Annotated in this window: 20 protein-coding genes; 14 read left to right on the forward strand and 6 right to left on the reverse strand. The window is 73.6% G+C overall.

Annotation, left to right across the window (positions count from 1 at the left end; genetic code table 11):
• Window positions 1-26: 26 nt before the first annotated feature.
• The 3 genes from ACH4SE_RS26025 to ACH4SE_RS26035 are packed head-to-tail and all read right to left on the reverse strand — an operon-like array spanning window position 27 to window position 2,839.
• Entirely contained in the window at window positions 27-1,043 is a 1,017-nt protein-coding gene (locus tag ACH4SE_RS26025; RefSeq protein WP_398545886.1) for a heme A synthase, read from the reverse strand.
• Window positions 1,044-1,097: 54 nt separating this feature from the next.
• Complete coding sequence (locus tag ACH4SE_RS26030) at window positions 1,098-1,907, reverse strand: ABC transporter permease (protein ID WP_398545887.1); 810 nt, start codon at window positions 1,905-1,907, stop codon at window positions 1,098-1,100.
• Window positions 1,904-2,839 (reverse strand): ABC transporter ATP-binding protein, encoded by a 936-nt coding sequence (locus tag ACH4SE_RS26035; protein ID WP_398545888.1) that lies wholly within the window; start codon window positions 2,837-2,839, stop codon window positions 1,904-1,906. Before ACH4SE_RS26035 ends, ACH4SE_RS26030 begins: the two co-directional genes overlap by 4 nt.
• A 133-nt stretch (window positions 2,840-2,972) precedes the next feature.
• Here ACH4SE_RS26035 and ACH4SE_RS26040 point away from each other — a divergent pair, with 133 nt between their 5' ends.
• The 8 genes from ACH4SE_RS26040 (at window position 2,973) to ACH4SE_RS26075 (ending at window position 9,627) form a co-directional block, all read left to right on the forward strand.
• On the forward strand, window positions 2,973-3,782 hold the full coding sequence (locus tag ACH4SE_RS26040; protein WP_398545889.1) for a helix-turn-helix transcriptional regulator: 810 nt from the start codon (window positions 2,973-2,975) through the stop codon (window positions 3,780-3,782).
• Entirely contained in the window at window positions 3,779-5,200 is a 1,422-nt protein-coding gene (sufB, locus tag ACH4SE_RS26045; protein ID WP_398545890.1) for a Fe-S cluster assembly protein SufB, read from the forward strand. The genes ACH4SE_RS26040 and sufB overlap by 4 nt, the downstream gene beginning before the upstream one ends.
• A 72-nt stretch (window positions 5,201-5,272) precedes the next feature.
• Entirely contained in the window at window positions 5,273-6,442 is a 1,170-nt protein-coding gene (gene sufD, locus ACH4SE_RS26050; RefSeq protein ID WP_398545891.1) for a Fe-S cluster assembly protein SufD, read from the forward strand.
• Window positions 6,439-6,768, forward strand: coding sequence for a non-heme iron oxygenase ferredoxin subunit (locus tag ACH4SE_RS26055; RefSeq protein ID WP_398545892.1), 330 nt, complete (start codon window positions 6,439-6,441; stop codon window positions 6,766-6,768). The genes sufD and ACH4SE_RS26055 overlap by 4 nt, the downstream gene beginning before the upstream one ends.
• A 7-nt stretch (window positions 6,769-6,775) precedes the next feature.
• Window positions 6,776-7,540: a Fe-S cluster assembly ATPase SufC gene (gene sufC, locus ACH4SE_RS26060; protein WP_398545893.1), complete on the forward strand. Its 765-nt coding sequence runs from the start codon at window positions 6,776-6,778 to the stop codon at window positions 7,538-7,540.
• A gap of 26 nt (window positions 7,541-7,566) precedes the next feature.
• A complete protein-coding gene (locus ACH4SE_RS26065) occupies window positions 7,567-8,814 on the forward strand; it encodes a cysteine desulfurase (RefSeq protein ID WP_398545997.1) in 1,248 nt (415 codons plus the stop codon).
• Window positions 8,815-8,827: 13 nt separating this feature from the next.
• Window positions 8,828-9,292, forward strand: a complete 465-nt coding sequence (gene sufU, locus ACH4SE_RS26070; protein ID WP_398545894.1) for a Fe-S cluster assembly sulfur transfer protein SufU — start codon at window positions 8,828-8,830, stop codon at window positions 9,290-9,292.
• Window positions 9,289-9,627 carry a metal-sulfur cluster assembly factor gene (locus ACH4SE_RS26075; RefSeq protein ID WP_031520951.1) on the forward strand — a complete coding sequence of 113 codons (339 nt, stop codon included), beginning with the start codon at window positions 9,289-9,291 and terminating at the stop codon, window positions 9,625-9,627. The genes sufU and ACH4SE_RS26075 overlap by 4 nt, the downstream gene beginning before the upstream one ends.
• 70 nt (window positions 9,628-9,697) lie before the next feature.
• On the opposite strand, the gene ACH4SE_RS26080 is transcribed toward ACH4SE_RS26075, so the two are convergent.
• Window positions 9,698-10,162 (reverse strand): hypothetical protein, encoded by a 465-nt coding sequence (locus ACH4SE_RS26080; protein ID WP_398545895.1) that lies wholly within the window; start codon window positions 10,160-10,162, stop codon window positions 9,698-9,700.
• A gap of 194 nt (window positions 10,163-10,356) precedes the next feature.
• Between ACH4SE_RS26080 and ACH4SE_RS26085 the strand changes: the two genes are divergently transcribed.
• Complete coding sequence (locus ACH4SE_RS26085; protein ID WP_398545896.1) at window positions 10,357-12,168, forward strand: DUF2264 domain-containing protein; 1,812 nt, start codon at window positions 10,357-10,359, stop codon at window positions 12,166-12,168.
• 3 nt (window positions 12,169-12,171) lie between these two features.
• On the opposite strand, the gene ACH4SE_RS26090 is transcribed toward ACH4SE_RS26085, so the two are convergent.
• The gene (locus tag ACH4SE_RS26090; RefSeq protein WP_398545897.1) at window positions 12,172-12,567 is read right to left on the reverse strand and encodes a cupin domain-containing protein; all 396 of its coding nucleotides are present in this window, start codon (window positions 12,565-12,567) and stop codon (window positions 12,172-12,174) included.
• 52 nt (window positions 12,568-12,619) lie between these two features.
• On the opposite strand from ACH4SE_RS26090, the gene ACH4SE_RS26095 reads away from it, so the two are divergent.
• From ACH4SE_RS26095 to ACH4SE_RS26110, 4 genes are all read left to right on the forward strand, one after another.
• Window positions 12,620-13,582 carry a helix-turn-helix domain-containing protein gene (locus ACH4SE_RS26095; RefSeq protein ID WP_398545898.1) on the forward strand — a complete coding sequence of 321 codons (963 nt, stop codon included), beginning with the start codon at window positions 12,620-12,622 and terminating at the stop codon, window positions 13,580-13,582.
• Between the two features lie 167 nt (window positions 13,583-13,749).
• Window positions 13,750-14,730, forward strand: coding sequence for a 2,3,4,5-tetrahydropyridine-2,6-dicarboxylate N-succinyltransferase (gene dapD / locus ACH4SE_RS26100; protein ID WP_398545899.1), 981 nt, complete (start codon window positions 13,750-13,752; stop codon window positions 14,728-14,730).
• 164 nt (window positions 14,731-14,894) lie between these two features.
• Window positions 14,895-16,376 (forward strand): hypothetical protein, encoded by a 1,482-nt coding sequence (locus ACH4SE_RS26105; protein ID WP_398545900.1) that lies wholly within the window; start codon window positions 14,895-14,897, stop codon window positions 16,374-16,376.
• Window positions 16,377-16,818: 442 nt separating this feature from the next.
• Window positions 16,819-18,315 carry an alkaline phosphatase PhoX gene (locus ACH4SE_RS26110; protein WP_398545901.1) on the forward strand — a complete coding sequence of 499 codons (1,497 nt, stop codon included), beginning with the start codon at window positions 16,819-16,821 and terminating at the stop codon, window positions 18,313-18,315.
• A gap of 74 nt (window positions 18,316-18,389) precedes the next feature.
• Here ACH4SE_RS26110 and ACH4SE_RS26115 read toward each other — a convergent pair whose 3' ends face one another.
• Entirely contained in the window at window positions 18,390-18,830 is a 441-nt protein-coding gene (locus ACH4SE_RS26115) for a MarR family winged helix-turn-helix transcriptional regulator (RefSeq protein WP_398545902.1), read from the reverse strand.
• Between the two features lie 101 nt (window positions 18,831-18,931).
• On the opposite strand from ACH4SE_RS26115, the gene ACH4SE_RS26120 reads away from it, so the two are divergent.
• The gene (locus ACH4SE_RS26120) at window positions 18,932-19,858 is read left to right on the forward strand and encodes a zinc-binding alcohol dehydrogenase family protein (RefSeq protein WP_398545903.1); all 927 of its coding nucleotides are present in this window, start codon (window positions 18,932-18,934) and stop codon (window positions 19,856-19,858) included.
• Window positions 19,859-19,917: the final 59 nt, after the last annotated feature.

A 19,917-nucleotide genomic window follows, 5' to 3' on the forward strand; every position in this document is an offset into this window, starting at 1 on the left:
GCCTGCCGTGCGGGGCGGGAGAGGCGTCAGCCCAGGAGGCTGGCCTCGGCCTCGGCCTCGGCGGGCTGCGGTGCGGACGGGGCGGGGGCCGCACCCGGCTCGGAGACGGGGCGTTCGCGCATCGCGAGGAGGACGCGCAGCACCGCGATCCAGATGAGGCACGCGCCGAACATGTGGAGGTCGACGAGGACCGGGGGGAGGTGGGTGAAGTACTGGACGTAGCCGATCACGGCCTGGGCCATGAGGACGGCGAAGAGTTCGGTGACGCGGCGCTGGGGGCCCCGGGGGGCGTCGACGGCGCGCAGGACGAACCAGAGGGCCACGGTCAGGCCCACGACGACCCAGGCGAAGTCGGCGTGCAGCTGGGCGATGGTCCGCCAGTCGACGTCGATGCGCTGGAGCCTGTACTTGCCGCTCGTGTCGCCGGGGTGCGGGCCCGCGCCCGTGACGAGGGTGCCCACGGCGACGAGGACGGCGGACGCGCCCGCGAGCACCAGGCCCAGCTGGCGTACCGGCTTGCCGACCAGGGGGCGGGGCGGGGCGTCGCCCTCCGCGGCGCGCTGCCAGGTCAGGACGGCCACCGTGATGAGGGCGGCGGTCAGCAGGAAGTGCAGCGAGACGACGTACGGGTTGAGCTTGGTGAGGACGGTCAGGCCGCCCCACACCGCGTTGCCGGCGACGACCCAGAACTGCGCCCACGCGAGCCGGTAGAGGCCGGTGCGGCGGGGCTCCATCGCGCGGACGGCGACGATCGCCCAGCCGACCGCGGCGCACATCACGTAGGTCAGCATGCGGTTGCTGATCTCGATGGCGTGGTGGATGCCCATCTCGCGGTTTCCGAGCAGGCTGTCGCCGCTGCACGTGGGCCACGTCGGGCAGCCCAGGCCGGAGGCGGACAGCCGGACCGCGCCGCCGGTGATCACGATGACCACGGACATCACCAGGGCGGCCAGGGTCGCCCGGCGGACCGTCACGGGGTCCGGGGTCCACCTGGCGGCGATGAAGGCGAGCGGGTTTCGCGCGATTTCGGGCAGCTTCGGCACGAAGCCATGGTAGGCGCCTCCTTGTGCGTGTTTTCACGAGGGGGCCCGCGGCGGCTACTCCCAGCGGAAGAAGCGGCTCGCCGCCGCCGTCCCGGCCACGGCCCAGACGGCGAGGATGCCGAGGTCGGCCCAGGGTGTCGCGGCGCCGTCCCGCAGGACGTCGCGCAGGCCGTCCGAGAGGGCCGACACCGGCAGCAGCTGGAGCACGGACTGCACGGGGCCGGAGAACTTCTCCATCGGCACGACGACCCCGCCGCCGATGAGCAGCAGGAGGAAGACCAGGTTGGCGGCGGCCAGGGTGGCCTCCGCCCGCAGCGTGCCCGCCATGAGCAGGCCGAGGCCGGAGAAGGCGGCGGTGCCGAGCAGCAGCAGCACGACGACGGCGAGCGGGTTGCCGTGCGGGGACCAGCCCAGCGCGAAGGCGATCACCGTCAGCAGCACGATCTGGAGGATCTCGGTGACCAGCACCGAGCAGGTCTTGGCGGCCAGCAGCGCCCAGCGCGGCAGCGGGGAGGCGCCGAGGCGCTTGAGCACCCCGTAGCGCCGCTCGAAGCCGGTGGCGATCGCCTGGCCGGTGAAGGCGGTGGAGAGCACCGCGAGCGCGAGGACGCCGGGGGTGAGGAAGTCGACGGACCTGCCCGCACCGGTGTCGACGACGTCGACGGAGGAGAAGACGAGCAGCAGCAGCGCCGGGATCACGACGGTGAGCAGCAGCTGCTCGCCGTTGCGCAGCAGCATCTTCGTCTCCAGCACGGCCTGCGCGCGGATCATCGCGGCGGTGGCGGCGGGGCCGGGACGCGGTGCGAACATGCCGGCGTGCGGGGCGTCCGGTGCGGTGTCCGTGGTGCTCGTGGTGGCGGTCATCCGCGCAGCTCCCTGCCGGTCAGTTCCAAGAAGACGTCCTCCAGGGTGCGCCGCTCGACCGCGAGGCCCTCGGGCAGGACGCCGTGCTGGGCGCACCAGGAGGTGACGGTGGCCAGCAGCTGCGGGTCGACGTGGCCCTCGACGCGGTAGCTGCCGGGCCCCAGCTCGGCGGCGGCGGTGCCGTCGGGCAGCGCCTTGAGCAGCGAGCCGAGGTCCAGGCCGGGGCGGCCGGTGAAGCGCAGGGTGCCCTCGGCGCCGCCGCGGCACAGCTCCTCGGGGGTGCCGCGGGCTATCGCGCGGCCGGCGTCGATGATGACGACCTGGTCGGCGAGCTGCTCGGCCTCGTCCATGAAGTGGGTGGTCAGGACGACGCTCACGCCGTCGGCGCGCAGCTCGCGCACCAGGTCCCAGGTGGCGCGGCGGGCCTGCGGGTCCAGGCCCGCGGTGGGCTCGTCGAGGAAGACCAGCTCGGGGCGGCCGACGACGGCCATGGCGAGGGCGAGCCGCTGCTGCTGGCCGCCGGACAGCCGGCGGTAGGCGGTGCGGCCGCAGGACTCCAGGCCGAGCCGCTCGATGAGCAGCGCCGGATCCACCGGACGGGCGTGCAGCGCGGCGGTGTGCCGGAGCATCTCCTCGGCGCGGGCGCCGGGGTAGACGCCGCCGGACTGGAGCATCACGCCGATCCGCGGCCGCAGCGCGGCCCCCTCGGTGACGGGGTCGAGTCCGAGGACGCGTACGCTTCCGGAGTCCGGGCGGCGGTAGCCTTCGCACACCTCGACGGTGGTGGTCTTGCCCGCGCCGTTGGGGCCGAGCACGGCGGTCACCGAGCCGCGCGGCACCACGAGGTCGAGACCGTCGACCGCGGCCCTGGCCCCGTACCGCTTGACCAGACCGGCCACCTCGACAGCAGGGACCCCGGACGCGTTTCGCATGGGACGAGTCTAGGGAGCCGCGGGAGCGGATCCGGCCGCGGGGCGGAATTAGGTGACCCTAAGTGATGCAGCACACCGCGCCCGGTGCCGGGGCGGCTTGCCGGGGCCTGACGAATTACGCAACAATGTCTTTGTGAAATACGTCGGTGGTGCCGCTCAGGGGGCGGCGGAGGAGCAGACGACCGGGGAGCGGCGCACCCGCAACCGGGTCGCCCGCTCCATCCTGGACCACGGGCCGTCCACCGCCGCCGACCTCGCGCAGCGGCTGGGCCTCACGCAGGCCGCCGTCCGCCGCCACCTCGACGCGCTCGTCGCGGAGAACGTGGTGGAGCCCCGCGAGCGGCGGGTCTACGGCCAGCGCGGCCGCGGCCGTCCGGCCAGGGTCTTCGCCCTCACCGACTGCGGCCGGGACGCCTTCGACCAGGCCTACGACGCCCTCGCGGCCGACGCACTGCGCTGGATCGCCGAGACCGCCGGCGGCGGGGCCGAGGGGCAGGCCGCCGTGTCGGCCTTCGCCCGGGCCCGTGTGGCCGCGCAGGCCGAGCGCTACCGCGCCGCCGTCGAGGCCGCGGCCCCCGAGGACCGCACCCGGGCGCTGGCCCGCGCGCTGTCCGCGGACGGCTACGCGGCGACCACCACCACGACCAACAGCGACTCCGGCCCCGCCGGGGAGCAGCTGTGCCAGCACCACTGCCCGGTCGCCCACACGGCCGAGCAGTTCCCCGAGCTGTGCGAGGCGGAGGCGGAAGTCTTCTCCCGGCTGCTCGGGACCCATGTCCAGCGGCTGGCCACCATCGCCCACGGCGACGGCGTGTGCACGACCTTCGTGCCCAGGGCCCCGCAGGCCCCGCAGAATCCGCAGGGCCAGGCGGCCCCCGCCGCCGCACCGCAGACCCACACCGATCAGGCAACAGCCCGCACGTCCGGGAGGAACCCCGCATGACTGCTCCCACGGAGACCACTCACCCGGAGCTGGAAGGCATCGGCAACTACGAGTACGGCTGGGCCGACTCCGACATCGCGGGCGCGTCCGCACGGCGCGGCCTGTCCGAGGACGTGGTCCGGGACATCTCCGCGAAGAAGGGCGAGCCGGAGTGGATGCTGAAGCTGCGGCTCAAGGGCCTGCGGCTGTTCGGCAAGAAGCCCATGCCCACGTGGGGCTCGGACCTGTCGGGCATCGACTTCGACAACATCAAGTACTTCGTGCGGTCCACGGAGAAGCAGGCCGAGTCCTGGGAGGACCTGCCCGAGGACATCAGGAACACCTACGACAAGCTCGGCATCCCGGAGGCGGAGAAGCAGCGCCTGGTCGCCGGTGTCGCCGCGCAGTACGAGTCCGAGGTGGTCTACCACCAGATCCGCGAGGACCTGGAGAGCCAGGGCGTCATCTTCCTGGACACCGACACGGCGCTGCGCGAGCACCCGGAGCTGTTCCAGGAGTACTTCGGCACGGTCATCCCGGCCGGTGACAACAAGTTCGCGTCGCTGAACACCGCGGTGTGGTCCGGCGGGTCGTTCATCTACGTCCCCAAGGGCGTGCACGTCGACATCCCGCTCCAGGCCTACTTCCGCATCAACACCGAGAACATGGGCCAGTTCGAGCGGACGCTGATCATCGTCGACGAGGACGCGTACGTCCACTACGTCGAGGGCTGCACCGCGCCGATCTACAAGTCCGACTCGCTGCACTCGGCCGTCGTCGAGATCATCGTGAAGAAGGGCGGCCGCTGCCGCTACACGACGATCCAGAACTGGTCGAACAACGTCTACAACCTGGTGACCAAGCGCGCCGTCGCCTACGAGGGCGCGACCATGGAGTGGGTCGACGGCAACATCGGCTCCAAGGTCACCATGAAGTACCCGGCCGTCTACCTGATGGGCGAGCACGCCAAGGGCGAGACGCTGTCCATCGCGTTCGCCGGCGAGGGCCAGCACCAGGACGCCGGCGCCAAGATGGTGCACATGGCGCCCAACACGTCCTCCAACATCGTGTCGAAGTCGGTGGCGCGCGGCGGCGGCCGCACCTCCTACCGCGGCCTCATCGAGATCGGTGAGGGCTCGGCGGGATCGAAGTCCAACGTGCTGTGCGACGCGCTGCTGATCGACACCGTCTCGCGTTCGGACACCTACCCGTACGTCGACGTCCGCGAGGACGACGTGTCGATGGGCCACGAGGCGACCGTCTCCAAGGTCTCCGACGACCAGCTCTTCTACCTCATGAGCCGCGGCCTGACCGAGTTCGAGGCCATGGCGATGATCGTGCGCGGCTTCGTCGAGCCGATCGCGAAGGAGCTGCCGATGGAGTACGCCCTGGAGCTGAACCGGCTGATCGAGCTGCAGATGGAAGGCGCCGTCGGCTGACGGCCGGCCCGCCCCCGCACCCCACCGACGACGTTCCCGAGTTCCTCCCGAAAGAGAGCTGTACGACTAGCCATGGCTGACATCACCCCTGCGGGCAGCACCACGGACGGTGCCATCACGGTGGGACAGCCCGCCGACGCCCGGGTCAGCGCGGCCCCGTCCTACGACGTGGCCGACTTCCCGGTGCCGCACGGCCGCGAGGAGGAGTGGCGTTTCACTCCGCTGGAACGGCTGCGCGGGCTGCACGACGGCACCGCCGAGGCCACCGGCGCCCTGCGCGTCGAGGTGACCGCGCCCGAAGGTGTCACGGTGCAGACCGTGGACCGCACCGACCCGCGGGTCGGCCGCGCCGGCAAGCCCGTCGACCGGGTCGCCGCGCAGGCGTTCAGTTCCTTCGAGAAGGCCTCGGTCGTCAGCATCCCCAAGGACACGGTCCTGACCGAGCCGGTCAGGATCGCCGTCCACGGCGAGGGCGGCACGGCCTTCGGCCACCAGGTCGTCGAGGTCGGCGCCTTCTCCGAGGCCGTGGTCGTCATCGACCACACCGGCGACACCACCTTCGCCGCCAACGTCGAGTACCTGGTCGGCGACGGCGCCAAGCTCACCGTGGTGTCCGTGCAGGACTGGGACGACACCGCCGTGCACGCCGCCCAGCACACCGCGCTCCTCGGCCGCGACGCCGGCTTCAAGTCCGTCGTCGTGACCTTCGGCGGCGACGTCGTCCGCCTCCACCCGCGGGTCGTCTACGGCGCCCCCGGCGGCGAGGCGGAGCTCTACGGGCTGTACTTCACCGACGAGGGCCAGCACCAGGAGCACCGGCTCTTCATCGACCACGACACCCCGCACTGCCGGTCCAACGTCGCCTACAAGGGCGCCCTCCAGGGCCAGGACGCGCACGCGGTGTGGATCGGCGACGTGCTCATCCGGGCCGCCGCCGAGGGCACCGACACCTACGAGCTCAACCGCAACCTGGTGCTCACCGACGGCGCCCGCGTCGACTCGGTGCCGAACCTGGAGATCGAGACCGGCGAGATCGTCGGCGCCGGCCACGCCTCCGCGACCGGCCGCTTCGACGACGAGCAGCTCTTCTACCTCCAGTCCCGCGGCATCCGCAGCCAGGAGGCGCGCCGCCTGGTGGTGCGCGGCTTCTTCGGCGAGCTGGTCCAGCAGATCGGCCTGGCCGATCTGGAGGAGCGGCTGATGGCGAAGATCGACGCGGAGCTGGAGGCGTCCGTCGGATGACCGCCACCGAGGCGTACGTCGCCGTCTGCAAGCTCGCCGAGCTGGAGGAGGACGTCCCCCGCCGGGTCGAGGTCGACGGCACCCCGGTGTCCGTGGTCTCCACCGGCGGCGACGTCTACGCCATCCACGACATCTGCTCGCACGCCAACGTCTCGCTCTCCGAGGGCGAGGTCGAGGACTGCCAGATCGAGTGCTGGCTGCACGGGTCCCGTTTCGACCTGCGCACCGGCAAGCCCTCCGGGCTGCCCGCCACGCGGCCCGTGCCCGTATACCCCGTCAAGATCGTTGGGGACGACGTGCTCGTCTCCGTCACCCAGGAGTCCTGAGTCACCCATGGCCACGCTTGAAATCCACGACCTGCACGTCACCGTCGAGGCCGACAACTCCACCAAGGAGATCCTCAAGGGCGTCGACCTGACCGTGAAGCAGGGGGAGACCCACGCGATCATGGGTCCCAACGGCTCCGGCAAGTCCACCCTCGCGTACTCGCTCGCGGGCCACCCCAAGTACACGATCACCGGCGGCACCGTCACCCTCGACGGCGAGGACGTCCTCGCGATGAGCGTCGACGAGCGCGCCCGCGCCGGCCTCTTCCTGGCCATGCAGTACCCGGTCGAGGTCCCCGGCGTCTCCGTCTCCAACTTCCTGCGCACCTCCGCGACCGCCATCCGCGGCGAGGCCCCCAAGCTGCGCACGTGGGTCAAGGAGGTCAGGGAGACGATGGAGCGGCTCCAGATGGACCCCTCCTTCGCCGAGCGGAACGTCAACGAGGGCTTCTCCGGCGGTGAGAAGAAGCGCCACGAGATCCTGCAGCTGGAGCTGCTCAAGCCGCACATCGCGATCCTCGACGAGACCGACTCCGGCCTGGACGTGGACGCGCTGCGGATCGTCTCCGAGGGCGTCAACCGGGTCCGCGAGTCCGGGGAGGTCGGCACGCTGCTGATCACCCACTACACGCGCATCCTCCGGTACATCAAGCCCGACTTCGTCCACGTCTTCGCGGCCGGCCGCATCGCCGAGTCCGGTGGCGCCGAGCTGGCCGACAAGCTGGAGGAAGAGGGCTACGAGTCCTACGTGAAGGGTGGCGCTGCAGCGTGACACTCCCTCCGCCGACCCGGCGGCCCCTGCCCGGCCTCCTCGACACCGAGGCGATCCGCAAGGACTTCCCGGCACTCGACCGGGTCGTCCACGACGGCAAGAAGCTCGTGTACCTGGACAACGCGGCGACCTCGCAGAAGCCGCGCCAGGTGCTCGACGTGCTGAACGCGTACTACGAGCGGTCCAACGCCAACGTCCACCGCGGCGTGCACGTGCTCGCCGAGGAGGCCACCGCGCTGTACGAGGGCGCGCGCGACAAGGTCGCCGCCTTCGTCAACGCGCCCAGCCGCGACGAGGTGATCTTCACCAAGAACGCCTCCGAGTCGCTCAACCTGGTCGCGAACATGCTCGGCTGGGCGGACGAGCCGTACCGGGTCGACCGGGACACCGAGATCGTCATCACCGAGATGGAGCACCACTCCAACATCGTTCCGTGGCAGCTGCTCTCGCAGCGCACCGGCGCGACGCTGAAGTGGTTCGGCCTCACCGACGACGGCCGGCTCGACCTGTCCGACATCGAGCAGGTCATCACCGAGAAGACGAAGATCGTCTCCTTCGTGCTGGTGTCCAACATCCTCGGCACCGTCAACCCGGTCGAGGCCATCGTGCGCCGCGCCCAGGACGTCGGCGCGCTCGTGCTCATCGACGCCTCGCAGGCCGCCCCGCACATGGCGCTGGACGTGCAGGCGCTCGGCGCCGACTTCGTGGCCTTCACCGGCCACAAGATGGTCGGCCCGACCGGCATCGGCGTGCTGTGGGGCCGCCAGGAGCTGCTGGAGGACCTGCCGCCCTTCCTCGGCGGCGGCGAGATGATCGAGACCGTCTCGATGCACTCCTCCACCTACGCGCCCGCGCCGCACAAGTTCGAGGCCGGCACCCCGCCGATCGCCCAGGCCATCGGGCTCGGCGCGGCCGTGGACTACCTCAGCGCGATCGGCATGGACAAGATCGCCGCGCACGAGCACGCGATCACCGAGTACGCGCTGGAACGGCTGCGCGAGGTGCCGTCGCTGCGGATCATCGGCCCCGACACCGCACAGGACCGGGGCTCGGCGATCTCCTTCACGCTCGGCGACATCCACCCGCACGACGTGGGCCAGGTGCTCGACGAGCACGGCATCGCCGTCCGGGTCGGCCACCACTGCGCACGGCCGGTGTGCCTGCGCTACGGAATTCCGGCGACCACGCGAGCGTCGTTCTATCTGTACTCCACCCCGGCCGAGGTCGACGCCCTGGTCGACGGGCTGGAGCAGGTCCGGAACTTCTTCGGGTGATGGCGGTGCTGCTGTGAAGCTGGACTCGATGTACCAGGACGTGATCCTGGACCACTACAAGCACCCGCACGGCCGCGGGCTGCGCGACGGCCAGGCCGAGGTGCACCACGTCAACCCGACCTGCGGTGACGAGATCACCCTGCGGGTGCGGATGGACGGCGACGTCGTCGGCGACGTCTCGTACGAGGGCCAGGGCTGCTCCATCAGCCAGGCCAGCGCGTCCGTCCTCAACGACCTGCTGGTCGGCAAGGAGCTGGCCGAGGCGCGGAAGATCCAGGAGACCTTCCTGGAGCTGATGCAGTCCCGCGGCCAGATCGAGCCGGACGACGCGATGGAGGAGGTGCTGGAGGACGCGGTCGCGTTCGCCGGCGTCTCGAAGTACCCGGCGCGGGTCAAGTGCGCGCTGCTGAGCTGGATGGCCTGGAAGGACGCCACGGCGCAGGCCCTGTCCGGCACCACCCCCGAGGAGACCGCATGACTGACGGCACCGAGGTCGCGCTGAAGCCGGCCTCCGAGGAAGAGATCCGCGAGGCGCTGTACGACGTCGTCGACCCCGAGCTGGGCATCGACGTGGTCAACCTGGGCCTCATCTACGGCATCCACGTCGACGACTCCAACGTCGCGACCCTGGACATGACCCTCACGTCCGCCGCCTGCCCGCTCACCGACGTGATCGAGGAGCAGGCCCAGACGGCGACCGAGGGCATCGTCGCCGACCTGAAGATCAACTGGGTCTGGATGCCGCCGTGGGGCCCGGAGAAGATCACCGACGACGGCCGCGAGCAGCTGCGCGCCCTGGGCTTCAACGTCTGAGCCCGCCGCGCCCGCCGGGTGAGCGTTCCCGCCCCTCGTGCGTACCCGGAGTCCCGCGGCCGCGTCCCCGTCACGCCACCGCGCCGTAGGCGGCCCGCGACCCGGTGTCCCCGGCGGGGACCCCGGGGGCGCGGTCCGCGAACACCGCCAGCCGCAGCACGAGGTAGCGGCCGATCCCGACGAGCGCGGTGGCCGACAGGTACACCGCCTGCTGGAGCACGACCCCCGCGCCGGGCCGGAGCAGGGCCAGCGAGCCGGCCGCCGCGGACGTGGCCAGCCAGCCGGCGGCCATGGTGGCCGCGCTCTTGAGGTGGACGGCCACGCCGGGTCGGCCGTGGCCGAACGAGACACGGGCGTGCAGCTCGGTGGCGAGCACGGTGGAGACCACCGTCGTCAGCGCGTTCGCCGCCATCCACGGGATCCGGTGCGACAGCAGGACCAGGGCCGTCGAGGCCGCCAGGGTGACCGCGGTGCCGAGCCCCGCGAAGCGCCCGAAGGCCGCCGCGTGCCGACGGATCGTTCGCAGTCCGGTCACAGTTCGTGCCCCCCTTCCGCCGCCCCCGCGGGGGCCCTCGCCGTCGTTGCCGCAGACCTTGCCGCCCCCCGGATTCAGCGCGGTTTCAGCGCGTTCCCGGGTGCGCGGGGGCGGCGAAACCGCGGAGGTGCCCACGCGCTCCCCGCAGGGCGTTGACGTGGGCGGAAGCGGTTGCGAAAGTTGTCGCAACATCGATGTCGGGAGCGGCGGTCAGCATGGGCGGCGGTACGGGCGGCGCGTCGGCACGCGCAGAGATGCAGGACTACGCGCGGGAGCTGGCGGACGCGCTGCCGCCCTACGCCGCTCCGGGCGGGGCCCGGATCCGGCTCGGGGTCAACATCGCGCACCACCCCGACACCGCCGCCGACTTCGAGGGCTACGCCCGCCCGCTGTGGGGCCTGGCCCCGCTCGCCGCGGGCGGCGGCGACTTCGCGCACTGGGCGCTGTGGGCGCGCGGCCTCGCCGCGGGCACCGACCCCGCACACCCCGAGTACTGGGGCGAGCCGCAGGACATCGACCAGCGCACGGTGGAGTCCGCGGCCCTCGGCTTCGCGCTCGCCCTCGCCCCCGACAAGCTCTGGGACCCGCTCAGCGGCGCCGAGAAGGACCGTGCGGGCGCCTGGCTCGCCCGTTTCGTCGACGCCCGCACCCCGGACAACAACTGGAACTTCTTCCCCGTCATGGTCTCGCTCGGCCTGGACCGGGTCGGCTACGCCCACGACCGCGACGCCCGGTACGCCCGCCTCGACCGGCTGGAGACCTACGCGCTCGACGACGGCTGGTACGCCGACGGCCCCACCCCGCAGCGCGACTACTACATCCCCTGGGCCATGCACTTCTACGGCCTCGTCTACGCCGCCCTCGCCGGCGGTGAGGACGCCGCCCGCACCGCCCGCTTCCGGCAGCGGGCCGGCGAGTTCGCCCGGGGCTTCCGGCACTGGTTCGCCGACGACGGCTCCGCCGTGCCGTTCGGGCGCAGCCTCGTCTACCGCTTCGCGCAGGGCTCCTTCTGGGGCGCCCTGGCCTACTCCGGCTCCGACGCGCTGCCCGCGGGCGAGGTCAAGGGCCTGCTGATGCGGCACGTGCGCTGGTGGCGCGGCCGCTCGGCCGACATCGCGCCGGACGGGCTGCTGAGCATCGGCTACGGCTACCCGCAGCCCGCCGTGGCCGAGCAGTACAACGGGCCCGCGTCCCCGTACTGGGCGATGAAGGCCTTCCTCCCGCTCGCGCTGCCCGCCGCCGACCCCTTCTGGACCGCCGACGAGCAGCCGCTGCCGGACGACCTGCCCGGCACGCTCGTCCAGCCGCCCGCGGGCGCGGTCCTCTCCCGCTCCGGCGGGGACGTCACGCTGCTCAGCGGGCGCCAGCACAACACCTGGGCGCGCGGCGGCCCCGCGAAGTACTCCAAATTCGCCTACTCCACCCGCTTCGGCTTCAGCCTCCCGGCAGGCGACCTCGGCCTGGTCCACGGGGCGTACGACTCGGTGCTCGCCGTCAGCGACGACGAGGGCGAGCCCGTGCACTTCCGGGTGCGCGAGACGTGCGAGGAGCCCGAGGCCCTCGTCGAGGACGGCACCGTCCGCAGCACCTGGCGGCCCTGGGCCGACGTCGAGATCACCACCTGGCTCACCGCCGCCGGCCCCTGGCACCTGCGCACCCACCGCATCCGCACCCGGCGCGCCCTGCACACCGCGGAAGCCGGCTTCGCCGTCGACCGCGACGGCACGGGCACGCGCCGCGAGACCGGCCCCGGCCGCGCGCTGGCCGCCGGGCCCGCGGGCGACCTCAGCGGCCTCGCCGACCTGCCCGCACCGGGCACCGCCCCGCGCGAGGGCCACGTCGTCGACCCCCTCCCCGGCACCAACGTGCTGGCCCGCCGCACCGCCATCCCCACCCTGCTGGCCCGCCTCCCCGCCGGCGAGCACTGGCTGCGCTGCGCCGTCCTGGGAGCCGGGCCCGGGCAGGCGGCGGCGTGGCAGGAGACGCCGCCGGCCGCGCGGTACTGACCGTCACATGGCGAGGGGGCGGCCGGTCGTGACGTCCACGTGGTCCGGCACCTCCTCGTGGCTGTCGCCCACCGTGAGCGTGCCGGTGGGCTCCAGCACCATGATCGACGCCCCCTCCGCGGAGGACGGGCAGTGCTCGACGCCCCGGGGCACGGTGAAGACCGACCCCCGGGGCAGCACCACCGTGCGCTCGCCCGCCTCCTCGCGCAGCGCGATGTGCAGCTCCCCGTCCAGGACCAGGAACAACTCGTCCGTGTCGTGGTGCGCGTGCCACACGTGCACGCCCTGCACTTTCGCGACGCGCACGTCGTAGTCGTTGACGCGGGTGACGATCCGCGGGCTCCACAGGTCGTCGAAAGAGGCGAGTGCCGCGGCGAGCGCGACGGGTTCAGTCGTCATGCGGATCATCCTTCTGCAGCGCGCGCCCCCGCGGCAGTGCTAGGAATCGCACATGCCGCAAGGATCCTCGCACCGGGTCGTCGTCCTCGTCGACGAGAACTCCAACCCCTTCGAACTCAGCTGCGCCATCGAGATCTTCGGCCTGCCCAGGCCCGAACTCGGCCGCGAACTCTACGACTTCGCGATCTGCGCGGCCCAGCCGCACACCCGCATGCGGGACGGCTTCTTCACGCTCGGCGGGGTCCGCGGGCTCGCCGCCGCCGACACGGCCGACACGCTCGTCGTGCCCAACCGGCCCGACGTCGAGGCGCCGCGGCCCGCGGCCGTGCTCGACGCGATACGCCGCGCCCACGCACGCGGAGCACGTGTCGTCGGCTTCTGCAGCGGCGCCTTCACCATGGCCGAAGCCGGCATCCTCGACGGGCGCCGCGCCACCGCGCACTGGCGCTGGGCCCACCTCTTCCGCGCCCGCTTCCCCGCGGTACGGCTCGAACCCGACGTGCTCTACGTCGACGACGGCGACATCCTCACCGCGGCGGGGAGCGCCGCGGCCCTCGACCTCGGGCTGTACCTCGTCCGCCGCGACCACGGGGCGGAGATCGCCAACGCGGTCAGCCGGCGGCTCGTCTTCCCCGGGCACCGGGACGGCGGCCAGCGCCAGTTCGTCGAACGCCCCGTGCCCGAGCTGCGCGACCACTCGCTCGGACCCGTCCTGGCGTGGGCCCTCGAACGCCTCGACACGCCGCTGACCGTCGCCGATCTCGCCGCGCGCGCCGCCGTCAGCCCCGCGACGCTGCACCGCCGCTTCCGGGCGCAGCTCGGCACCACGCCGCTCGCCTGGCTCACCGGTGAGCGCGTGGCCCTCGCCTGCCGCCTCATCGAACGCGGCGAGCGCCGCCTCGACGTCGTCGCCCGCCGCGCCGGCCTCGGCACCGCCGCCCATCTCCGCGACGTGCTCCGCCGGGTGACGGGCCTGTCACCGTCGGCGTACCGCACCCGCTTCGGCGCGTCCTGACGGCGCCGCGCCGCCCCGTGCGGTGGGTGCCGCGGCCTGCGCCGCTGCGGCGGGCCGGCCGCGGCGACGGGGAAGGGGCAGCCCCGCGGGCGGGGCCAGGGCCCGGGAAGGCCAGGTCACGGCGGGCCGGGTGCCGGGAAGGGAAAGGCAGGCGCTAGCGTCGGGGTATGAATGACTCCCGTGCCTCCGGCGCCTTCGGCGTCGGACTTGCGACCGTCGCCGACGACGGCACCGTGCTCGACACCTGGTACCCCGCCCCGCAGCTCACCGGCGAGCCGGGCCCGGCGGGGACCACGCGGCTGACCGCTGACGAGGCCGCCGAGGCCCTGGGGAGCGCGGCGCCCGCCGCTCTCGGCCCCGACCCGCGCCGCGGCGTCGAGGTGGTCGCCGTCCGCACCGTCATCGCGTCCACGGACGACAAGCCCCTCGACGCGCACGACGCGTACCTGCGGCTGCACCTGCTCAGCCACCGCCTGGTCCGCCCGAACCAGCAGAATCTGGAAGGAATCTTCGGCGTCCTGGCCAACGTCGCCTGGACGTCGATCGGTCCCGTCCCGGTGCCGCGGCTGGAGGCGGCCCGGCTCGCGGCGCGCGCCGAGGGCCTGCACCTGGCGGTGTACGGCGTGGACAAGTTCCCGCGCATGACCGACTACGTCGTCCCGTCCGGCGTGCGGATCGCCGACGCCGACCGCGTCCGGCTCGGCGCGCACCTCGCGTCCGGCACCACCGTGATGCACGAGGGCTTCTGCAACTACAACGCGGGCACGCTCGGATCGTCGATGGTGGAGGGCCGCATCTCGCAGGGCGTCGTGATCGGCGACGGCTCGGACATCGGCGGCGGCGCGTCCATCATGGGCACGCTGTCCGGCGGCGGCACGCAGATCGTCTCGGTCGGCGAGCGCTGCCTGCTGGGCGCCGAGTCGGGCCTCGGCATCGCGCTCGGCGACGACTGCGTCGTGGAGGCCGGCCTGTACGTCACCGCGGGCACCCGCGTCACGCTCCCGGACGGCGAGATCGTCAAGGCCGTCGAGCTGTCCGGCGCCGACAACCTCCTCTTCCGCCGCAACTCCACCACCGGCAAGGTCGAGGTCCTGCCGCGCACCGGCTCCTGGGGCGGACTGAACGCGGCCCTGCACGCCCACAACTGACCCGCCGGCCGTTCGCACGGCCCCGCCCCCCCGAACGGCCGTGGAACGCCGCGGCCGCGGCGGGAGGGCGGGTCCGGGCGGCCGCACCCCCTAGGCTGAGGGGGAGCAGGGCGGTGCGGGTCGCCGCCGCAGATGTGGCCGAACGCCGAAGGGGAGCCGTCCCGATGTCCGCAAGTCCTTTCGTCCTGCCGCCCGTGCGGCTGCTTCCCGCGGGTGACCTCGCCCGCTCGGCGCTGGACGTGCCGCTGCTGGAGAGGGCGCTCCGGCTGGCCCGGTGGGCGGCGCCCGAGCGGGTGGTGGACGCGACGGGGGAGCTGCTGGAGGCCGATCTCGTCGTGGCCGCCGGGCAGTTGGGGCTGTCCGCGGAGGATCCCGACACGCTGGGGGAGACGGCGCAGGCATGGGCCGCGGCCGTCGACTCCGGGCTGCTCGCCCTGGACATCGACGAGGAGGCGGAGGAGTCCACCCCGCAGGGCGAGGCCGCCGGACGGGCGGTGCCGGGCGAGTCCTTCGACGCCGTCGCGGCCGGTGACGTGCAGGAGGTCCTCGACGTCTGGCTCGCCACCGCCGAATCCGCGCTCGCCGAGGCCGCCGCCCCGGACCTGGAGACCCTCTACGGCGCCGAGGAGGGCGAGCCGCCCGCCGAACGGCCCGACTGGGACCCGGAGGAGGAGGCGGACTTCCTCGACACGGCCCTCGCCAACCTCTACACCCTCGCGGCCCTCGACGACGGCACCGAGTCCGTGCAGGGCGGCGTACCGCTGCCCGTCCTCGCCGCCTCCCTCGTCGTGCCCGACGAGATGGAGCAGCCCAGCGACGCCGTCCTCGAAGAGGTCACCGAGGTCATGCTGCGGCTCGACGACCACTTCCGGCTGCTCGCCCCGACCGGCCTCGTCGACTACCAGCCGCTCGACGACGCCCTCATCGAGGACGAGGACGAGCCCGGACTCCCCGAGCCCGCAGGGGACCTCGATCCCGACGAGATCTCCCGCTACGGGCTCGTCCGGCTCACCCCGCTCGGCCTCTACGGCCTGCGGCAGCTCCTGCTGGACGCCGGCGCGTCCGCCCCCCTCGTCGGGGACCTCGCCGGTGCCCCCGGCACCGAACTCCTCGACGCGCTCGCCGGCTACCCCGACCAGCTCGCCCGCGCCGAGGCGGAGGGCTGGCTCGCCGACCGCAAGCCCGCCGAAGCGGCCCGCGAACTCCTCGCCGCCGCCCGCGGCGACGACGACGGCGCGCCCTCCCGGCGGCTGATGTGCCAGCAGACGCTCACCCTCGTCGGCGCCGAGGCCGAGCCCGCGCTGCGCGAGGTCCTCGACGACCGGCAGCTCGGCGGCCTCGCCCGCGTGTGGCTCACCGAGAGCGGCGCGACGGACGTCCCGGCGCCCGACCCGGACATGGTCTACTGGCTCACCGTCGACACCCTCGCCGCGCAGCTCGCCGCGGGCGACGACCACGAGCTGCTCTCCGAGCTGGTCGCCGATCTCGTCGCCCGGCACGACGGCTTCTTCGACGCGGCCTGGCGCGTCGACCACCCCGCCACGGCGGACGTCCTGGAGGCGATGGGCCAGCTCCACCCGGACCGCCGCGCCGCGAAGGCGGCCCGCAAGGCCGCCTTCAAGGCCCGCTCGCGCGACGCCCGCTGACCTCCGCGCCGGGGGGCGGGCCGCTCCACCCGCGGCTGCACCGCGGGCCCGCCTCCAGGGCTGCGGCTGCGCCGCCGGGCAACCCTCAGGGGCGCGGGGAACTGCGCGCCAAGCCCCCACCGGGGCGCAGGTCGTCGCCGACCGGCGGGGGCGGTCCGGTTGGAGCCGGGCCACCGGCCGGTGGTGGGTTGCCCGCGCCGTTCCCCGCGCTCCTGAGGGTGCCCCGCGGCGCAGCCGCGCCCCTGGTGCCTGCCCGGCGCGGCAATGGTGCCGTGGGGGCGGGCATTTGAAGCGCCCTTTGCGAATTCTTGGTCCCACCATGGAGCCGACCCCCCTCGGACGCCCGGCGTTCACCGGGCGTTGGCCCCCGGCGGGAACCGTGGCGGCCGCATACGCAGAACGCGGCGCGCGGGCGCCGTGTAGGCGAGACAAGGGGACCACCGTGCCGCTCAGCCGCAGAGACTTCGTTCACCGTTCGGCCGCCACCGGCGCCGGCATCGCCCTGGCGGGTGCCGTCGACGTGCTGGCCACCGCCCCCGGCGCGCTCGCGTCGGACGCGCACGGCCACGACGGCCAGGGGCCGGACAGCCACGGCCACGCCCCGGAGCTGGGGTACGGGCCGCTGCAGGCGGATCCGGCGGGGCTGCTCGCACTGCCGGCCGGCTTCTCGTACCGCGTCGTCACCCGTACGGGGACGACGACGCTGGAGTCGGGCGAGACGACGCCCTCCAACCACGACGGCACCGCCGCCTTCGCGGGCAGCCGCGGCGCGACGCTGCTGGTGAACAACCACGAGATCGGCGGCCCGCTGGCGAAGGCCGCGCACCCGGTGCCGCACGCCGCCGACCTGGTGTACGACCCCGCGGCCGCGGGCGGCTGCACGGTCGTCGAGGTGCCCCGGCACTGGCGCGGCGACGAGGGCGGGCGCGGCAGGGGGCACGCGGACGCGGTCAGCGAGTGGGTCGGCATCGCGGGCACGTCCACCAACTGCGCGGGCGGCGCGACCCCCTGGGGCACCTGGCTGACGTGCGAGGAGACCGAGGACCGGGCCGGCCAGAACGGCATGACCAAGGACCACGGCTACGTCTTCGAGGTCGACCCGCACGACCGGGACGCCAACCGCAACCCCAGGCCGATCAAGGCGCTCGGGCGTTACGCGCACGAGGCCGTCGTCGTGGACCCCAAGCGTGGCCACGTGTACCTCACCGAGGACGCCGCTAACCCCAACGGGCTGCTCTACCGCTGGACTCCGCCGCAGGGCTTCCACCACGGCCGCGGCCGGTTCGCGACGCTCGGTGACACCGACGGCGTGCTCCAGGCCTTCCGCTGCTTCGACGCCAAGGGCCACTTCGTCGACGACCTGTCGCGCGCGACCGTGATCGGCACCCGCTACGGCGTGGACTGGGTGGACGTCCCGGACCGCGACGCGCGGACCACCTCGGTGCGCAAGCAGTTCGCCGAGGGCCAGGTCACCCGGGCCCGCAAGCTGGAGGGCATGTGGTGGGCGGACGGCGGCACGTACGTGGTGTCGTCGTTCGCGCGCGCGGAGAGCCCGGTGCAGCACGACGGCGCCGTGTGGTTCTACGACCCGGCCCGCCGCACGCTCACCCTCAAGGTGCTGCTGGGCGTCAACGCCGCGCCGGAGAAGGACGGGGCCTTCGACGGCCCGGACAACATCACCGTCTCGCCGTACGGCGGCCTGGTCATCGCCGAGGACGGCGAGGGCGTGCAGCACCTGTTCGGCGCCCTCGACGACGGCCGCACCTACCCGCTGGCGCGCAACGAGCTCAACATCGGCACCGAGGAGGAGCCGGAGTTCAGCGAGTTCACCGGTGTGACCTTCTCGCCCGACGGCGACACGCTCTTCGCCAACATCCAGACCCCCGGCATCATGGTCGCCATCACCGGCCCCTGGCGCCGTCAGCGCGCGGAGCGCTGACCCCGGTCGCCGAACCGTCCACGGCCGCCCCGGCGTTCGACGCCGGGGCGGCCGTGCGCCGTCCCGCCCGGGGCTCAGTCCACGCCGCTGACGCGCCGCAGCATGTCCAGGAACCGGGCGCGCTCGGCCGCCGAAAGGGGTTCCAGCAGCCGGTCGTTGGCCTCCCGGCCGGCCGCCGTGCAGGCGGCCAGGCGCTCTTCGCCCGCGGCCGTGAGGCGCACCGCGTTCTTGCGGCGGTCCGCCGGATCGGGAGCGCGGACGACGAGTCCGGCCGCCTGGAGGTCGTTGAGCACCCCGACGACGTCCTTCGGGTCGAGCGCGACAGCCCGGCCCAACTCGGCCTGCGCGACGGGCTGGAGGTCGGCGACGGCCGACAGCACCACGTGGTGCCACATCCGCATGCCGTGCTGCGCGAGTGCCTCCGCGACCAGTGCCCGCCCGCGGGCCGCCGCCCGTCCGAGCAGCCAGCTGGGCAGGCCGCGGATGCGGCTGGGTGCCTGCGGGTTCTCCGTCATGACGGGCAGCATACGAGAAAACATTGGACATCCCAATGATCGCGCGCTTATCGTTGGGATCTCCAATGAAAACTCACCGGGACGGCGGGGGTCGGTCACGCATGCGGCGCATACGGTACGAGGACGGCGGCACGCCGGACGGCGGGCTCTTCCTGGAGGAGGTCCCGGTCCCGGAGCCCGCGGCCGGCGAACTGCTCGTGAAGGTCGCGGCGGTGGGCGTCACGCTCCCCGTCGTGCGCAAGGTGCGCGCGGGCGGCCCGCCCGTCGCGCTCGGCGGCGAGATCGCGGGCGAGGTCGTCCGGGCGGGCGAGGGGGTGACCGGTTTCGCGCCTGGCGACCGCGTGACCGGCCTCTGCTTCGGGCACGGCTACGCCGACTACGCGCTGCTCGGTGTCCCGACGGCGGTACGGATTCCGTCCGCCGCGACGGCGCGGGACGCGGTGGCGCTGGTGCGCAGCGGGGTGGTCGCGCTCGGGGTGCTGGAGGCCGCGCGGCTCGCGGAGGGCGAGTCGGTGCTGGTCACCGCGGCCGCCGGCGGTGTCGGCCATCTCGCCGTGCAGCTCGCCCGGCTGCGGGGCGCGGGGCGCGTCGTGGGGGCGGTGGGCGACCCGGCGAAGGCGGGCTTCGTGCGCTCCCTCGGCGCCGACGAGGTGGCGGTGTACGGGGGCGAGGGCTGGGGCGGGCCCTACGACGCCGTTCTCGACGCGGTCGGCGGGGAGTTGCTGGGCCCCGCGGTGCGCGCGCTGGCGCCCGGCGGCCGGCTCGTCGCGTACAGCTCGGGCGGCGGCACCATCGAGGCGTACGACCTGCTGGTGGACGGCAGGTCGGTGATCGGCTTCCAGATCGCGCGCGTGGCCCGGAGCACGCCGGAGCGCTACGCGGGCTGGGTGGAGGAGCTGTGGCGGCTCTTCGCGGCGGGAGCGCTGCGGCCCGCGGTGCACGCGGAGTTCGCGCTCGCCGACGCGGCGCGGGCGCACGCCGTGATCGAGGCCCGGGCGAACCGCGGCAAGGTCGTGCTCGTGCCGTGAGGCCGCCGGCGGCGGGCGCCACGGCCCGCCCCGGGTACGCCGCCGGGGCAGCCGTGACG

The organism is Streptomyces sp. NPDC020983 (assembly GCF_044333485.1).
GTDB lineage: Bacteria > Actinomycetota > Actinomycetes > Streptomycetales > Streptomycetaceae > Actinacidiphila.

Excerpts from the sequence above, each read along its gene's own strand:
- sufC (WP_398545893.1), top strand. The coding sequence starts at position 6,776 with ATGGCCACGCTTGAAATCCACGACCTGCACGTCACCGTCGAGGCCGAC.
- ACH4SE_RS26055 (WP_398545892.1), top strand. The coding sequence starts at position 6,439 with ATGACCGCCACCGAGGCGTACGTCGCCGTCTGCAAGCTCGCCGAGCTG.
- sufD (WP_398545891.1), top strand. The coding sequence starts at position 5,273 with ATGGCTGACATCACCCCTGCGGGCAGCACCACGGACGGTGCCATCACG.
- sufB (WP_398545890.1), top strand. The coding sequence starts at position 3,779 with ATGACTGCTCCCACGGAGACCACTCACCCGGAGCTGGAAGGCATCGGC.
- ACH4SE_RS26075 (WP_031520951.1), top strand. The coding sequence starts at position 9,289 with ATGACTGACGGCACCGAGGTCGCGCTGAAGCCGGCCTCCGAGGAAGAG.
- ACH4SE_RS26095 (WP_398545898.1), top strand. The coding sequence starts at position 12,620 with ATGCCGCAAGGATCCTCGCACCGGGTCGTCGTCCTCGTCGACGAGAAC.
- ACH4SE_RS26035 (WP_398545888.1), bottom strand. The coding sequence starts at position 2,839 with ATGCGAAACGCGTCCGGGGTCCCTGCTGTCGAGGTGGCCGGTCTGGTC.
- ACH4SE_RS26120 (WP_398545903.1), top strand. The coding sequence starts at position 18,932 with ATGCGGCGCATACGGTACGAGGACGGCGGCACGCCGGACGGCGGGCTC.
- ACH4SE_RS26030 (WP_398545887.1), bottom strand. The coding sequence starts at position 1,907 with ATGACCGCCACCACGAGCACCACGGACACCGCACCGGACGCCCCGCAC.
- dapD (WP_398545899.1), top strand. The coding sequence starts at position 13,750 with ATGAATGACTCCCGTGCCTCCGGCGCCTTCGGCGTCGGACTTGCGACC.
- ACH4SE_RS26105 (WP_398545900.1), top strand. The coding sequence starts at position 14,895 with ATGTCCGCAAGTCCTTTCGTCCTGCCGCCCGTGCGGCTGCTTCCCGCG.
- ACH4SE_RS26090 (WP_398545897.1), bottom strand. The coding sequence starts at position 12,567 with ATGACGACTGAACCCGTCGCGCTCGCCGCGGCACTCGCCTCTTTCGAC.
- ACH4SE_RS26085 (WP_398545896.1), top strand. The coding sequence starts at position 10,357 with ATGTCGGGAGCGGCGGTCAGCATGGGCGGCGGTACGGGCGGCGCGTCG.
- ACH4SE_RS26115 (WP_398545902.1), bottom strand. The coding sequence starts at position 18,830 with ATGACGGAGAACCCGCAGGCACCCAGCCGCATCCGCGGCCTGCCCAGC.